The sequence below is a fragment of the Lunatimonas salinarum genome, assembly GCF_017811155.1.
Taxonomy (GTDB): domain Bacteria; phylum Bacteroidota; class Bacteroidia; order Cytophagales; family Cyclobacteriaceae; genus Lunatimonas; species Lunatimonas salinarum.
On the sequence record NZ_JACVCV010000007.1, the window covers coordinates 57,724 to 70,611 of the forward strand.

Here is a 12,888-nt window from a genome sequence, read left to right on the forward strand (position 1 = left end):
ACAGACTATCGTGACAATGTTTGTTTTATTTTCTTTTGTAAACGCACAGACTTCCGGTATTGATTCGGGTGTTTCTTTTGAAATAAGGCATTTGTTTGAAGGAAGCCAAGAAGTCCTTTCCGGTAATGTGCAGTTGCTCAATCCAAGCCAAGCACTTGAATTTTATTCTGGACGGGATTTCCGAGAAGCGTGGGTTTCCGAAGGACGATTGACCTGCAATGCCTATGAAATAAGGTATCTTATTCAGCAAAGCCGGTTTGACGGGCTTATTCCGGAGGAATACCATTTGGCTTCCATTAACAGGTTATTTGAATTGATAGAGCTCGCAGCGAAAGAAAATTTTTCGGTCTCTGACATGGAACTGGCCCAGTTGGATGTAACCCTGTCGGATGCTTTCTTGGAACTTGGTTCGCACCTATACCTAGGCAAAGTTGATCCGGATCACGGTGACTATGGTTGGGAGTTGAAAAGGAAAGAGCCTAAAAAGGAAGTGTTGGCGATGCTAAAGCGAGCGTTAGAGGGGTGTGACGTGAGAAAAAGTATCGAGGCACTTTATCCAGGATTTCCGATGTACAAGCGCATGCGCATCAGTATGATGGAGTTTTATGAGAAGGCCAAATACACACCCAATTCGTGGGACCAACTAACGGTGGTCAAATCCATAAAACCTTATGAAGAACACCGCATTATTGCCCAAGTTCGGGAACGATTGGATTTCTGGGAAGGGATCAGTTCGGAACCAACGAATGATCCGCACCGGTATGATTCGTTACTAGTAAAGCGCGTAGAGAAATACCAGCGGCAACTGGGATTAAACCCGGATGGAGTTCTCGGCAATGCTACGTTGCGTGCGTTGAATAAGCGTCCGGAGGATCTGATAAAGCAAGCCTCTGTGAATATGGAGCGATTGCGGTGGCTTCCGGACACCGTGGTGAGCGAAGTGATATTGGTAAATATCGCCAATTTTTCCATGGACTACATAAAGGAAAAAGACACGTTGCTCCATAGCAAGGCGATCGTGGGCAAAGCGTATCGGAAAACCCCGGTTTTCAATGCACCGATGACCTACCTGGTATTCAGCCCTACCTGGACCGTTCCTCCCACGATTCTCCGAAATGACGTGTTGCCGGCGGTAAAAAAGAACGTTGGCTATTTGAAAAGCAAAAAGATGCGTATACTTACCTACGGTGGCAAAGAAGTAGATCCGTATTCTATAGATTGGCGTAAGGTGACTTCCAATAGTTTTCCCTATCTCATAAGGCAGGATCCCGGACCGACTAATTCACTGGGATGGGTGAAATTCATGTTTCCGAATACCCATAATGTCTATATCCATGATACACCGTCGAGGGATTTGTTTGGACGGGATGATCGAGCGCTCAGCTCAGGATGTATCCGAATTGAAAAGCCCTTTGAGCTGGCCCGACTTCTATTATCCGACCAGCCCTTTTGGTCAGATGACAGAATTCGCTCCAGCATGTTTGGCGGAAAGGAGCAAACCGTGATGCTCAGACGCCAAATTCCTGTTGTTATTCTTTATTTGACTTTCTGGACTGATAGCCTTGGAAATGCAAAGATCAGGCATGATTTATATGATCGGGATGAAGCCCTGTACAAGGCGCTTAATCCGTCCCTTGCATTTAAGACGGGTAAATAGCATGGCAGACCAAGAATACCGAACACCGATTACCCGAAAGGCATCCTAGTTTAGTCTTTAACTGTTACAGATTGTACTACACCTACTGAATAGGACCCTTACGTACGGCTTAGGTTCCGGCTGACAACAGAGATTGCCCCACCAACGCAGAAGTACTCAGGTAATCAGCATCGTTCCCATAGATGAAAAGGAGGGATCCGCCCTTGATAAGATCTATGGCTTTATCCGTTATATCGGTGGGCAGTGCAGGGCATCCCAGACTCCTGCCTAGTCTACCAACAGATTGGGAAAAGGCTTCGTCGGCATAGCCTGCGCCGTGGATTACGATGGCTCTATTCCTGGCTTGATCGTTAAACCCTACTTCGAGACCATCTAAGCGAAGCGAATAGCCGTGTTTTCCCTGATAGGTTTCGGCCGTTCGGTAAAATCCCAGGCTGCTTTGGTAGGATTCTGGTCGGTTGGAAAAGCGCTCTGCCAGTAAATCTCCCGAATTTCTGCCATGTGCCACCACACTATGAAGCAATAGCTTTCCCTGTACCGGGTCGATAATCCATAGGCGCTTTTCGGTAGAGGGAAGCGAAAAATCAATAATGGTTAGCAGGTCGGCGGATAGGGTGTCTTTAAGTTTACGCCAACCCCGCATGGCCAGCTCAAAAACCTCTTCCGATGGCATATTGGTACCCGCATTAGCCATGAGCAGTTCGTATGAGGTAGGCGCAGGGTCAGTTACTTTGATAGGGGTTTTTGCATGATTAGATAAAGAGCCAAAATTAAGAAGCCAAAATACCGGCCAGATGTAGGAATTTACTAAGATCATGTGTTACTGGTTTTGTTTTCTAATTGTAAAACAATTTGGCAGTTTTGTAGTAATGGTATTCTCATTTCAGAAATATAATAATAGGGAACTAGTTGTACTTCGATCATGGTTATGTGTACTATTTTGCAGTTAGTTTAAAGCGGGCAGTGGCTCACAATTTCAACCAAGTTCTAATCTATTGAACTACAACTCATTGATTATTTCTGTTAAACGATAGTTAATAGTTTTTAAAACAAAAAAATCACAAATACTGTTCCATAGACGCATGACAGCTTCCATATTTAGAAAAGAACATTTTAACGCAGCCCATAGACTTCATAACCCGTCCTGGCCTGACTCTGTGAATAAAGAGGTTTTTGGTAAATGCAATTTACCTAACTACCATGGTCACAATTATGACCTCATAGTTCAGTTGACCGGACCTATTGATCCGGGAACCGGGTATGTATATGATATGAAATTACTAAAGGACCTGATAAAGACAAACGTTATGGAAAGGTTTGATCATAAAAATTTAAATTTAGACACCGATGAATTCAAACAACTTAACCCGACTGCGGAAAACATTGCTGTGGTTATTTGGAATATTTTAAGGGAAAAAATTGACACAAAATTTGAGTTAACGATTCGACTATATGAGACAGAAAGAAATTTTGTTGAATACAAAGGAAATTGATCTGGTGAATGCTATCGAGGAGTTGGGGGAATCCCATGCTGCTACGTCGCACGAGACGCCGCTTCGGGAAGACGCCTTCGAAATGGATGATGAACTGAAGATGGAGCTCATAGAAAAGCATTTCAAAGAAATTATGCATATACTTGGCTTGGATCTGACAGATGATAGTCTGAAAGGAACCCCTAAACGGGTAGCAAAGATGTTTGTTCAGGAGGTTTTCAGTGGGCTTAATCCCAAAAATAAGCCGGTTGCCAAGCTGTTCGAGAATAAGTATAATTACAGTGAAATGTTGGTGGAAAAGGATATCACCTTCTACTCCCATTGCGAGCATCATTTTGTTCCAATTTATGGAAAGGCGCACGTTGCGTATGTTTCAAATGGTAAGGTTATTGGTCTTTCCAAGATAAACCGAATCGTTCAATACTTTGCCAAACGGCCTCAGGTTCAAGAGCGCTTAACGGTACAGATTGGAAACGAGCTCAGGGAAGCCTTGGGTACAGAGGATGTTGCTGTGGTTTTGGATGCCTATCACATGTGTGTTTCCTCCAGAGGAGTGAAAGACGTAAATAGCTCTACAATTACTTCCTTTTATAGTGGAGTTTTTAAACAGGAAGAAAAGCGCCGGGAAGAATTTCTCAAATACCTTTCACTGGAGAAATAATTTCATTCAAGTGGCTGTAGACCATCCGTTAATAAATGCGTGTGACGGTAAATTTGATCTAAAAACCGAAGTACATCTTCGGTTTTTTTATGTTTGATTTTTAAACAATTTGGTGCTAGAATTATTAATAATTAAGACAGCTAAGATCTACGATGAAAGGTAAAAACTTTATAATAATTGGAGGAAATAGTGGTATCGGTGGAAGTTTGGCTGCTTTGTTGAGGGAAGCGGAGGCAAACGTATTCGTTTATTCCAGAAATGAACCAGGATCCAGTAAACTGGATGTGACAGCTGCTGAATTGGAATTAAAAAATTTGCCCGACTTGATACATGGTCTTGTCTATTGTCCCGGGAGCATTACGTTAAAGCCATTCCATCGACTTGGAACAGAAGATTTTTTAAAGGATTACGAAATCAACTTCCTAGGTGCTGTGAAGGTACTGCATGCCTGTCTTAGAAATTTAAAGCAGGCAAAGGGTGCCTCTGTAGTACTATTCAGCACAGTTGCCGTACAAACAGGTTTGGGGTTTCACGCATCTATCGCCAGTGCGAAAGGGGCGGTGGAGGGATTGGTACGTTCCTTGGCGGCGGAGTGGGCTTCGAGCGGTATTCGGGTAAATGCTGTCGCCCCCTCACTGACCGATACACCTCTTGCGGGACAATTGCTTGGCACTCCCGAGAAGCAGGAAGCAGCGGCTAAGCGTCATCCATTGGGAAGATATGGAAAGGCTTCTGATTCTGCAAATGCGGCATTTTACCTTCTTTCTGAACAGGCAGGTTGGGTCACAGGGCAAGTATTGAAAGTAGATGGTGGTATGTCAGCTATTCGATAGGGTGTGCACGGCCTCCCCACTTATTCGTTTGGAATTATGGAGATGAACCTCAGCAATCGTGGTTCATTTAATGAAATTTAGAGTATGAGAACTCCCCCAGAAGCATATTTGATATTCAGGGCTGAGCTTAAAAAGGCTCAGTTGGAAAAGGAGAAATTACGTAAAGCGTACGAGGAAAAGCTTGTGGAAATGAACCGCGAGTTGTGTAGACTTAAAGAGCAGATTTTTGCCCAGCAGGAGCTTATGAAGACGACTATCGACTATGCTACCCGGTTGGAGGTAGATCTAGATAAGTTGCGAGAAGAAGTAGAAAAGCATCGTAAGAACCCAAAAAGCACTTTTCACTGATGGATCATCCAAGTCATTATTTGAGTTTGCCTGTATCTTTACCGAGTCCAAAACCGTATAATCCTGATAAAATAGAGCCTGCCTACCAGACAGGCAGGCATGACGTAGCCTACACACTCTGGCAATACGATGCTACGTACGACCTGCCTGCCGGCAGACTGGGATTCCATCCCGATAAACCGGGACAAGTTGTGACCGCTGAAAAACAATTATAGACACATGAAAGGAACGTTAAATAAGTCAGTAGTGGAAAACTTCGACCTGGCGTTTGAAGAAAGATACGCCAAGGTGTTGACCAATGACGATGACGGAATAATCATTTGTGAGTTGTTGACGGACTATGTTCCGATCGAAGACTTTAAGCATACCTTTGAAAAGATTTCTAGCCTTGTCAAGAATGGGAGGTTTAGCAAGTTTATTTTTGACAAAAGAGCGCTACGTGCGTTTCATCAACCGAGCATGGAGTGGTATTTTCTCGTCTGGAAGAAGGAGATGTATAGCTATGGTTTAAAGGTACACCGTAAAATTCTTCCCTCGGAAAAATGGTTCGAAAAGATGGTTATGATTGCCAAATTGCAGATTATAGAAAATAACTCCGATAATATCATTGACAAGTTGGATATTAAATATTGTGACTCGGTGGAAGAAGCAATTTTATCTTAATGAAACATTTCAGTAAATCAGACCTTCTAGCAGCGGAAAAATCATTCCGAAGGGATTTTGTAAACACCTTGACGGGTTATAAATGCCTTCACCTTATTGGTACAATCAGCAATTCAGGGATTACCAACTTGGCGCCATTTTCCCAAATAATACACGTTGGTGCAAGTCCTCCGTTGATTGGGGTCTTATTTCGTCCCCATACTGTCGTGCGACATACGTTAGAAAACATCCTCAGGACCTCTTACTTCACGCTTAATCACGTTACGGAGTCCTTTTACCGTGAAGCTCACCATAGTAGTGCGCGTTGGGAGGGATCTGAGTTTCAGGCAGTCGGTCTGGAAGAGGAGTATTTGGAAGGTTTTTCAGCGCCGTTTGTAAAGCGCAGCCCTCTTAAAATTGCCTGTAAATTGGAGGAGGTTCAAACCCTGAAGTGTAATGGAACAGAGCTGGTAGTCGGGTCTGTGGAGCATGTATTTGTGAAGGATGACGCAGTTGGGTCAGACGGGTTGATTAGCGTATCGGAATTGGGATCCGTAGCTGTATCCGGCTTGGACGAGTACCACGTCGGAAGTCGCTTAGCACGTTTAAACTACGCCAAACCGGGTATCGCCGTTACCGATTATACAGGGTGAAATTATTGAAAAGTACGGATAGCGGATTGTTTTGTGAACAAGGGGGTTTTTACATAGACCCTTGGAAGCCAGTAAAGCGGGCCGTCATCACACATGCACACGCAGATCATTCTCGTTGGGGAATGGCCCATTACCTTGCTCATGAGCAGTCAAAGTCAGTGATGAAGCTTCGCCTTGGGAAGGATATTTCCTTGGACACTGTTCGCTACGGGGAAAGAATCACGGTGCAGGGAGTGCACGTTTCCTTCCATCCGGCAGGACATATCCCAGGGTCTTCTCAGATTCGAGTGGAATACAAGGGGAGGGTAGAAGTGGTAAGTGGAGACTATAAGTTGGCCGCAGATGGGTTGTCTGAGGGATTTGAGCCCATAAGTTGTCATAGTTTCGTTTCAGAATGCACTTTCGGGTTGCCTATATATCAATGGGAGGATCAGCGCGTGGTATTTGACAAAATCAATGCTTGGTGGGCAGAGAATGCGGCTAACGACCGCTGCTCGGTATTATTTGCATATGCTTTGGGCAAGGCACAGCGGATCATGCGGAACCTGGATTATTCCATAGGGCCGGCCTGGGTACACGGCGCCATCTGGAATACGAACGAGGCGCTCTATGGCGATGGGTTGGATCTTCCTTTATTGGAGAAAGTTTCCGAATCCATTCCGAAGAGTGAATACCGTAAGGCGATGATAATTGCGCCACCTTCCGCCATGGGGTCCGTCTGGTTAAAGAAATTTTCGCCTTATCGCACAGGAATTGGGTCTGGATGGATGAATATTCGCGGAGCCAGAAGGAGGAGGGCGGCGGATGTGGGATTTGTTCTTTCGGATCACGCCGATTGGTCGGAGCTAAACGAAGCGATTGCTGCGACCGGTGCAGAAGAGGTGCTTCTTACCCACGGCTTTACGGATTCCTACACCAGGTATTTGCGAGAACGGGGCATAAATGCGTCGGTATTAAATACACATTTTGTGGGAGAGGCTACTGATGCGCTGGATCTATAGCCAATCAGGCGACTAGCCTCCATCGTTGGTTAAGGTTGATTCACGTCAAAACGGAAAGTTGGCGTTTTTTTTTAGTAATTGGCAAGGGCTGATTACCTTTGCGCATGGCAGAACAGATACTCATTCTTGATTTCGGCTCTCAGTATACCCAATTAATAGCTAGAAGGGTCCGGGAGCTGAACGTTTATTGCGAAATCCACCCATACAATAAGATACCCGCCATTACCGATGAAATCAAGGGCGTCATTCTGTCCGGAAGTCCGTGTTCGGTTAGGGATGAAGGTGCTCCGGATCTGGATTTGGAAATTTTTAGGGGAAAGTTGCCCTTACTCGGCGTTTGCTACGGGGCCCAGCTAATGGCACAGAAATATGGAGGCAACGTGGCTCCTTCTGAAATCAGAGAATACGGACGTGCAAACCTCAGTCACTTAGATATGCACTCTACCTTGTTTAAGGAGATGACACACGGGTCGCAAGTATGGATGTCCCATGGGGATACTATCAAGGAGCTGCCCGCAGGTTTTGACATCATCGCCAGTACCCCTTCTGTTCGGATTGCTGCATACAAAGTGGAAGGAGAGGAAACTTATGGAATACAGTTTCACCCGGAAGTAACCCATTCCTTGGAGGGGAAAAACCTTCTTAGAAATTTCGTGGTTCAGATTTGTGACTGTAGTCAGGACTGGACCTCCGATGTATTTATCGATATCACCATCGCCGAGTTAAAGGAAACCATTGGTTCAGACAAGGTAGTGATGGGGCTTTCGGGCGGTGTGGATTCTTCCGTAGCGGCCACGCTCATACACCGGGCTATCGGAGAGAATCTCACCTGTGTTTTTGTGGACAATGGATTGCTCCGTAAGGATGAATTTGAGGAGGTGTTGGAATCCTACCACGGTCTGGGACTTAACGTGATCGGGGTTGATGCCAAGCAGAAATTTTACGATGCACTGGCCGGTATTTCTGACCCTGAAGGTAAGCGTAAAGCTATTGGTAAAACGTTTATAGAGGTGTTTGATGAGGAGGCTTCGAAGATTGCGGGAGTAAAGTGGCTGGGTCAGGGTACCATTTACCCGGATGTAATCGAGTCTGTTTCGGTAAATGGCCCCTCCGCTACGATCAAGAGTCATCATAATGTAGGTGGTCTTCCGGATTTTATGAAGTTGAAGGTAGTAGAGCCGCTCAAGACTCTTTTTAAAGATGGGGTACGGGAAGTGGGCAGAGCGCTGGAAATTCCGGAAAACATCATCGGAAGACATCCTTTCCCAGGGCCAGGATTGGCCATTCGAATCCTAGGAGATATTACGCCCGATAAAGTGCAAACGCTGCAGGAAGTAGACGCAATTTTTATTCAAGGCCTGCGAGACCATGGCTTATATGATGAGGTTTGGCAGGCAGGAGCTATTTTACTGCCCATTCAATCTGTTGGGGTAATGGGCGATGAACGTACCTATGAAAAGGTGGTGGCGCTGCGGGCGGTCTCTTCTGTAGATGGAATGACCGCTGATTGGGTACACTTGCCTTACGATTTCTTAGGGAAAGTTTCCAACGACATCATCAATAAAGTCAAAGGAGTCAATCGCGTGGTATACGACATCAGTTCCAAGCCACCGGCGACCATAGAGTGGGAATAATTACCAAGAGCCTGATGAAGATATCAGGCTTTTTTTTATATTCTTGCTTCAAAATCACGTAAATTCGCAGCACCCAACACGACGTTCACTACATTAAATCATCTTACGAATCATTACCATGTCATCGATGAAGATCTTTTTAATTAGTCCTTTCTTAGCGCTTTCCCTTTCCTTTTCGTTGTTTTCTCAACAGCTCCCAGATGAGTATCAAGAGGGGAGACTGCTTATTCAGTCCGGAGATTACCAAGCTGCGATGGAGAAATTACGCCTGGTGATGGACGTGGAGGACTATGGCAGCTTGGCATATTATGCGCGGTATCATTTTGCGAGGGCTGCATTTGAAAATGGCCAGTACGAGCTGACAAAGTCTACCTTGGCTCCCCTGGTTGAGTTGGGGTCGTTTTCCGATGTCGATAATGTCCGGTACCTTATGGCACTTTGCCATTTTCGCCAGAATAAGTTTTCAGATGCACTAGCCGCAGTGTCGGAGATTTCTGATAACCAAATAAAGGGCGAAGCCTTTCGTGCCTCTTACGCTTATCTAAAGGAGGTGCCAACTAGCGTATTGATGCTTCAGGTTCCCGCTTATGAGGAAAATTTGGGCTTGGTATATGCCCTTCGGGAAAAACTATCGGCACAGACATCGCTTTCTAGTCAGGAAAATGAAGTCTTGCAGCGTCTTCGTACAGTGAAGCATCCTGACCAAGAAGAGGATAGTGAGGCATCGAGAAGCCGGAAGGAAAATAAGGTACTGGATATAGCGATTGTTTTGCCCTTTAATTATAGCGGTGGCTCGGGCGTACGTAGCCTACCGGGAAATAACTTTGTATTTGAGCTATATCGCGGGATTCTATTTGCTGTAGATGAGGCAAAGCAGGCCGGACATTCCATAGCGGTAAGGACCTTTGATACAGAAAGAAATGCAGATAGATTGTTAGGGATATTGGAAGATCCTTTCTTTGAGCAAGCCGATGTGATTATCGGGCCCATCTACCCGGAAGAAGTACGGTTGATGGGAGAAGTAGCCGCTGAGTGGGGAATTCCTTTCATCAATCCCCTTTCGAATATAGAAGAATCATTGAAATCAGTAGAAGAAGCGTTTCTTTTTAGGCCTTCTGCGGAGTCTATCGCTAAGAATTTGATCGGATACCTATCCAGGTTTCAGGGTAAAAAAGTTGCGGTGGCCTATGCCGGTACCAACCGAGACGAACTTTTGGAGAGGCGGTTTACAGAGGCTGCCCGTTCTTCGGGTGTTCAGGTAGTTTATAGTCAACGGGTCACTGGTCGGGATATGCGGGATTATTTGGATAGGGTATTCCAAGGGGGAGCCGATGTGCTGCTGATATTCTCGGATGATCCCAATATTGCAGCGCCTACCTTTTCCTTGGTGGAGTCGCAAAGTGCAAGTATCCCGGTCATTGTCATGGATAGCTGGCTATATTTTAATTTTGCCAGTTATGAAATGATGGAGTCACAGGATTTCCATTTTATTGGAAATAATACCGTTAATTTAAGTTCCCCGGAAACAGAGGAGTTTAGAAGCCGTTTTTTTGAAAGTTTTAAGGCCTATCCAGGCTTGAATGCTTATTTGGGGTATGAAATGGTGAGTTGGCTGACCTCAATTTTAAATGTGCAGCGAGGGTTTGACTTCAAGTCGAACCTTGTGTCCAGTGGATTTATTCCGGGGAAAGTCACCTTTGGTTTTGATTTTTCCCGCACTTCCCACAACGCGTACGTGCCCATGTTGAGGTTGGAGGGTGGTGAGATCGTAATTGAATAAATGTAGGATGGAAAGTAAGAAGAGCACAGCGCTATTTAACGAGGCAAAGAAGTTTATTCCTGGCGGGGTAAATTCACCCGTAAGGGCATTTAAGGCAGTAGGTGGAAATCCCCTGTTTATCAGAAGGGCCGATGGCCCCTATCTCATTGATGAGGATGGTAACTCCTATATTGAGCTGATCAACAGTTGGGGCCCAATGATTTTGGGGCACAACCACCCGAAGATCCGAGAGGCAGTCATCAAGGCGATGGAGAATGGAACTTCCTTTGGAGCGCCTACAGAAAGGGAAGTGCAAATAGCGGAGCTGATCACCCAAATGGTTCCTTGTGTGGATAAGATTAGAATGGTTAATAGTGGCACCGAAGCTACCATGTCTGCCATACGAGTAGCCCGAGGGTACACGGGTAGGGATAAGTTTATCAAATTTGAAGGGAATTACCACGGACATGGAGATTCCTTTCTAATAGCTGCAGGATCAGGCGCCATGACCATGGGCAATCCCGATTCCCCAGGGGTGACAAAAGGTACGGCAAAAGACACACTGTTGGCGCCTTACAATGACCTGGAAGCCGTCTATCGCCTGGTCGAAGCAAATAGAGATCAGGTGGCAGCGATAATTTTAGAGCCTGTAGCAGGTAATATGGGCTGTGTGCTGCCCGATACCGGATTTCTGGAAGGGTTGAGAAAGATTTGTGATGAGGAGGGTATCGTTTTGATTTTTGACGAAGTAATGACCGGATTTAGACTTTCCAAAGGAGGGGCACAGGAGCGATTTGGCGTCAAGCCTGATATGTGTACTCTAGGAAAGATCATTGGAGGTGGAATGCCCGTGGGTGCCTACGGTGGAAAAAGGGAAATCATGGAATTTGTTTCTCCGGAAGGTCCCGTCTATCAGGCAGGAACCCTTTCTGGAAACCCAATAGCCATGGCCGCCGGATTGACGATGTTGGAGCATCTTAACAGTCATCCGGAAGTTTATACGGAATTGGATACAATTGGTACCACGTTGGTTACTGGTATTCAAGCTACGTTAAGATCGCTTGGATTGCCTTATACGACTAACCACGTAGGTAGTATGTACACCCTGTTTTTTACGAAGCAAAACGTGGTCGATTTTGAGTCTGCCAAAACATGTGATACCACCTTGTTTGGTAGGTACTTTCAAGGAATGCTTCAAAAGGGGGTTTACCTCGCCCCTTCCCAGTTTGAAAGCTTGTTTTTGTCGACGGCTTTAACGTCGGAGCACGTAGATCAAATCTTGACTGCAAACGAAACCGTGTTAAAGGGGTTGGTATAAAATAGCAAGTGGAAGTACCGCCTCTTGTCGTCATTGATAACGCGAGAATTCAAAATAGCCGTCATTTCAAGGGTGAAATGGGTGAAAACGAGCTTTGTCTCCAGTAAGGTAGCTGGGTAAGGAGAATGGACGAGCTAGTGTTCCGTTAAATACTGGGATCCAAAACTGACTAAACCCGAAATGGCCCTGCATGCCAGTTTGGTCGGTTCTTTGAAACCAAATAGGCTTACATGACCGATTTTCACTCAAAGGGGTGCCGGTAAAAATTCATCTCGTTTTCAAAAAGAGGAAGAATGTATATCAAAATGTTTCCGTTAGCCGGGGAGCTCGCTAATTTGGGTTAACTCCCGGCTACGATTCCTCTGCCAGCCAAGTATCTAACTTTCAGGTTACTCCCGAAAAAGAAAGCCTTGGTTCAACCTGCGGAGACTTCGTCTGTTTATATGGTAAAAACTAGCCGGAAGTCCTGACTGCAAAGGGTAGGAGTTCGTCCAAAGAAACATACTGCAAAGTTTTCTCATGGGTGGACTCCAGCACGATTTTAGGAGCAACGCCGGCATGATAGGCTTCAACCCAACGGCTTGTACATAAACACCACTTGTCTCCCGGTTTCAGTCCCGGAAATCGGTATTCCGGGCGTGGGGTGATCAGGTCGTTGCCCCTGTCAAGGCTAAACTGCAAGAATTCCATGGTTACGATCGCACATATTGTATGGGTACCTTGGTCGTCGTCTCCCGTTTCGCAGCATCCATTCCTGTAATAACCGGTCAGTGGGTCGAAACTGCAGGGAATAAGGGGTTCTCCAAAAACATTCGTCTCCATATCTTTTTCCTTTCTGATTCCGCAAAGATAACGGAGGATCATCACAGCGCAAACCGACCTACCGGCG

14 protein-coding genes are annotated in these 12,888 nt (G+C 45.5%); 12 read left to right on the plus strand and 2 right to left on the minus strand.

The window, feature by feature from the left end; translation table 11 throughout:
• Window positions 1-16: 16 nt before the first annotated feature.
• Window positions 17-1,657 carry a L,D-transpeptidase family protein gene (locus IAQ59_RS10065; RefSeq protein WP_209330678.1) on the plus strand — a complete coding sequence of 547 codons (1,641 nt, stop codon included), beginning with the start codon at window positions 17-19 and terminating at the stop codon, window positions 1,655-1,657.
• A gap of 109 nt (window positions 1,658-1,766) precedes the next feature.
• On the opposite strand, the gene IAQ59_RS10070 is transcribed toward IAQ59_RS10065, so the two are convergent.
• The gene (locus IAQ59_RS10070) at window positions 1,767-2,474 is read right to left on the minus strand and encodes a murein L,D-transpeptidase catalytic domain family protein (protein ID WP_209330679.1); all 708 of its coding nucleotides are present in this window, start codon (window positions 2,472-2,474) and stop codon (window positions 1,767-1,769) included.
• A gap of 265 nt (window positions 2,475-2,739) precedes the next feature.
• Here IAQ59_RS10070 and IAQ59_RS10075 point away from each other — a divergent pair, with 265 nt between their 5' ends.
• The 11 genes from IAQ59_RS10075 to hemL all read left to right on the plus strand — a co-directional run bounded on the left by IAQ59_RS10075 (window position 2,740) and on the right by hemL (window position 11,999).
• Window positions 2,740-3,150: a 6-pyruvoyl trahydropterin synthase family protein gene (locus IAQ59_RS10075; protein ID WP_209330680.1), complete on the plus strand. Its 411-nt coding sequence runs from the start codon at window positions 2,740-2,742 to the stop codon at window positions 3,148-3,150.
• Entirely contained in the window at window positions 3,110-3,811 is a 702-nt protein-coding gene (gene folE, locus IAQ59_RS10080) for a GTP cyclohydrolase I FolE (protein WP_209330681.1), read from the plus strand. The genes IAQ59_RS10075 and folE overlap by 41 nt, the downstream gene beginning before the upstream one ends.
• Before the next feature lie 152 nt (window positions 3,812-3,963).
• Complete coding sequence (locus IAQ59_RS10085; RefSeq protein ID WP_209330682.1) at window positions 3,964-4,644, plus strand: SDR family NAD(P)-dependent oxidoreductase; 681 nt, start codon at window positions 3,964-3,966, stop codon at window positions 4,642-4,644.
• A gap of 84 nt (window positions 4,645-4,728) precedes the next feature.
• Window positions 4,729-4,992 (plus strand): hypothetical protein, encoded by a 264-nt coding sequence (locus tag IAQ59_RS10090; protein WP_209330683.1) that lies wholly within the window; start codon window positions 4,729-4,731, stop codon window positions 4,990-4,992.
• Window positions 4,992-5,207 (plus strand): hypothetical protein, encoded by a 216-nt coding sequence (locus IAQ59_RS10095; RefSeq protein WP_209330684.1) that lies wholly within the window; start codon window positions 4,992-4,994, stop codon window positions 5,205-5,207. The genes IAQ59_RS10090 and IAQ59_RS10095 overlap by 1 nt, the downstream gene beginning before the upstream one ends.
• A 4-nt stretch (window positions 5,208-5,211) precedes the next feature.
• Window positions 5,212-5,655, plus strand: coding sequence for a hypothetical protein (locus IAQ59_RS10100; protein ID WP_209330685.1), 444 nt, complete (start codon window positions 5,212-5,214; stop codon window positions 5,653-5,655).
• Window positions 5,655-6,287 (plus strand): flavin reductase family protein, encoded by a 633-nt coding sequence (locus IAQ59_RS10105; protein ID WP_209330686.1) that lies wholly within the window; start codon window positions 5,655-5,657, stop codon window positions 6,285-6,287. The genes IAQ59_RS10100 and IAQ59_RS10105 overlap by 1 nt, the downstream gene beginning before the upstream one ends.
• The gene (locus tag IAQ59_RS10110) at window positions 6,284-7,288 is read left to right on the plus strand and encodes a ligase-associated DNA damage response exonuclease (RefSeq protein ID WP_209330687.1); all 1,005 of its coding nucleotides are present in this window, start codon (window positions 6,284-6,286) and stop codon (window positions 7,286-7,288) included. The genes IAQ59_RS10105 and IAQ59_RS10110 overlap by 4 nt, the downstream gene beginning before the upstream one ends.
• A 104-nt stretch (window positions 7,289-7,392) precedes the next feature.
• Window positions 7,393-8,922, plus strand: coding sequence for a glutamine-hydrolyzing GMP synthase (guaA, locus tag IAQ59_RS10115; RefSeq protein ID WP_209330688.1), 1,530 nt, complete (start codon window positions 7,393-7,395; stop codon window positions 8,920-8,922).
• A gap of 127 nt (window positions 8,923-9,049) precedes the next feature.
• Entirely contained in the window at window positions 9,050-10,702 is a 1,653-nt protein-coding gene (locus IAQ59_RS10120; protein ID WP_209330689.1) for an ABC transporter substrate-binding protein, read from the plus strand.
• Between the two features lie 7 nt (window positions 10,703-10,709).
• A complete protein-coding gene (gene hemL / locus IAQ59_RS10125) occupies window positions 10,710-11,999 on the plus strand; it encodes a glutamate-1-semialdehyde 2,1-aminomutase (protein ID WP_209330690.1) in 1,290 nt (429 codons plus the stop codon).
• Window positions 12,000-12,452: 453 nt separating this feature from the next.
• On the opposite strand, the gene IAQ59_RS10130 is transcribed toward hemL, so the two are convergent.
• The gene (locus IAQ59_RS10130; RefSeq protein WP_209330691.1) at window positions 12,453-12,821 is read right to left on the minus strand and encodes a DUF2237 family protein; all 369 of its coding nucleotides are present in this window, start codon (window positions 12,819-12,821) and stop codon (window positions 12,453-12,455) included.
• Window positions 12,822-12,888: the final 67 nt, after the last annotated feature.

What these genes read in the sequence shown, in the direction of transcription:
- IAQ59_RS10130 (WP_209330691.1), bottom strand. Translation starts at nt 12,821, where the DNA reads ATGGAGACGAATGTTTTTGGAGAACCCCTTATTCCCTGCAGTTTCGAC.
- IAQ59_RS10075 (WP_209330680.1), top strand. Translation starts at nt 2,740, where the DNA reads ATGACAGCTTCCATATTTAGAAAAGAACATTTTAACGCAGCCCATAGA.
- IAQ59_RS10090 (WP_209330683.1), top strand. Translation starts at nt 4,729, where the DNA reads ATGAGAACTCCCCCAGAAGCATATTTGATATTCAGGGCTGAGCTTAAA.
- folE (WP_209330681.1), top strand. Translation starts at nt 3,110, where the DNA reads ATGAGACAGAAAGAAATTTTGTTGAATACAAAGGAAATTGATCTGGTG.
- IAQ59_RS10065 (WP_209330678.1), top strand. Translation starts at nt 17, where the DNA reads ATGTTTGTTTTATTTTCTTTTGTAAACGCACAGACTTCCGGTATTGAT.
- IAQ59_RS10105 (WP_209330686.1), top strand. Translation starts at nt 5,655, where the DNA reads ATGAAACATTTCAGTAAATCAGACCTTCTAGCAGCGGAAAAATCATTC.
- guaA (WP_209330688.1), top strand. Translation starts at nt 7,393, where the DNA reads ATGGCAGAACAGATACTCATTCTTGATTTCGGCTCTCAGTATACCCAA.
- IAQ59_RS10070 (WP_209330679.1), bottom strand. Translation starts at nt 2,474, where the DNA reads ATGATCTTAGTAAATTCCTACATCTGGCCGGTATTTTGGCTTCTTAAT.
- IAQ59_RS10120 (WP_209330689.1), top strand. Translation starts at nt 9,050, where the DNA reads ATGAAGATCTTTTTAATTAGTCCTTTCTTAGCGCTTTCCCTTTCCTTT.
- IAQ59_RS10095 (WP_209330684.1), top strand. Translation starts at nt 4,992, where the DNA reads ATGGATCATCCAAGTCATTATTTGAGTTTGCCTGTATCTTTACCGAGT.
- IAQ59_RS10100 (WP_209330685.1), top strand. Translation starts at nt 5,212, where the DNA reads ATGAAAGGAACGTTAAATAAGTCAGTAGTGGAAAACTTCGACCTGGCG.
- hemL (WP_209330690.1), top strand. Translation starts at nt 10,710, where the DNA reads ATGGAAAGTAAGAAGAGCACAGCGCTATTTAACGAGGCAAAGAAGTTT.
- IAQ59_RS10085 (WP_209330682.1), top strand. Translation starts at nt 3,964, where the DNA reads ATGAAAGGTAAAAACTTTATAATAATTGGAGGAAATAGTGGTATCGGT.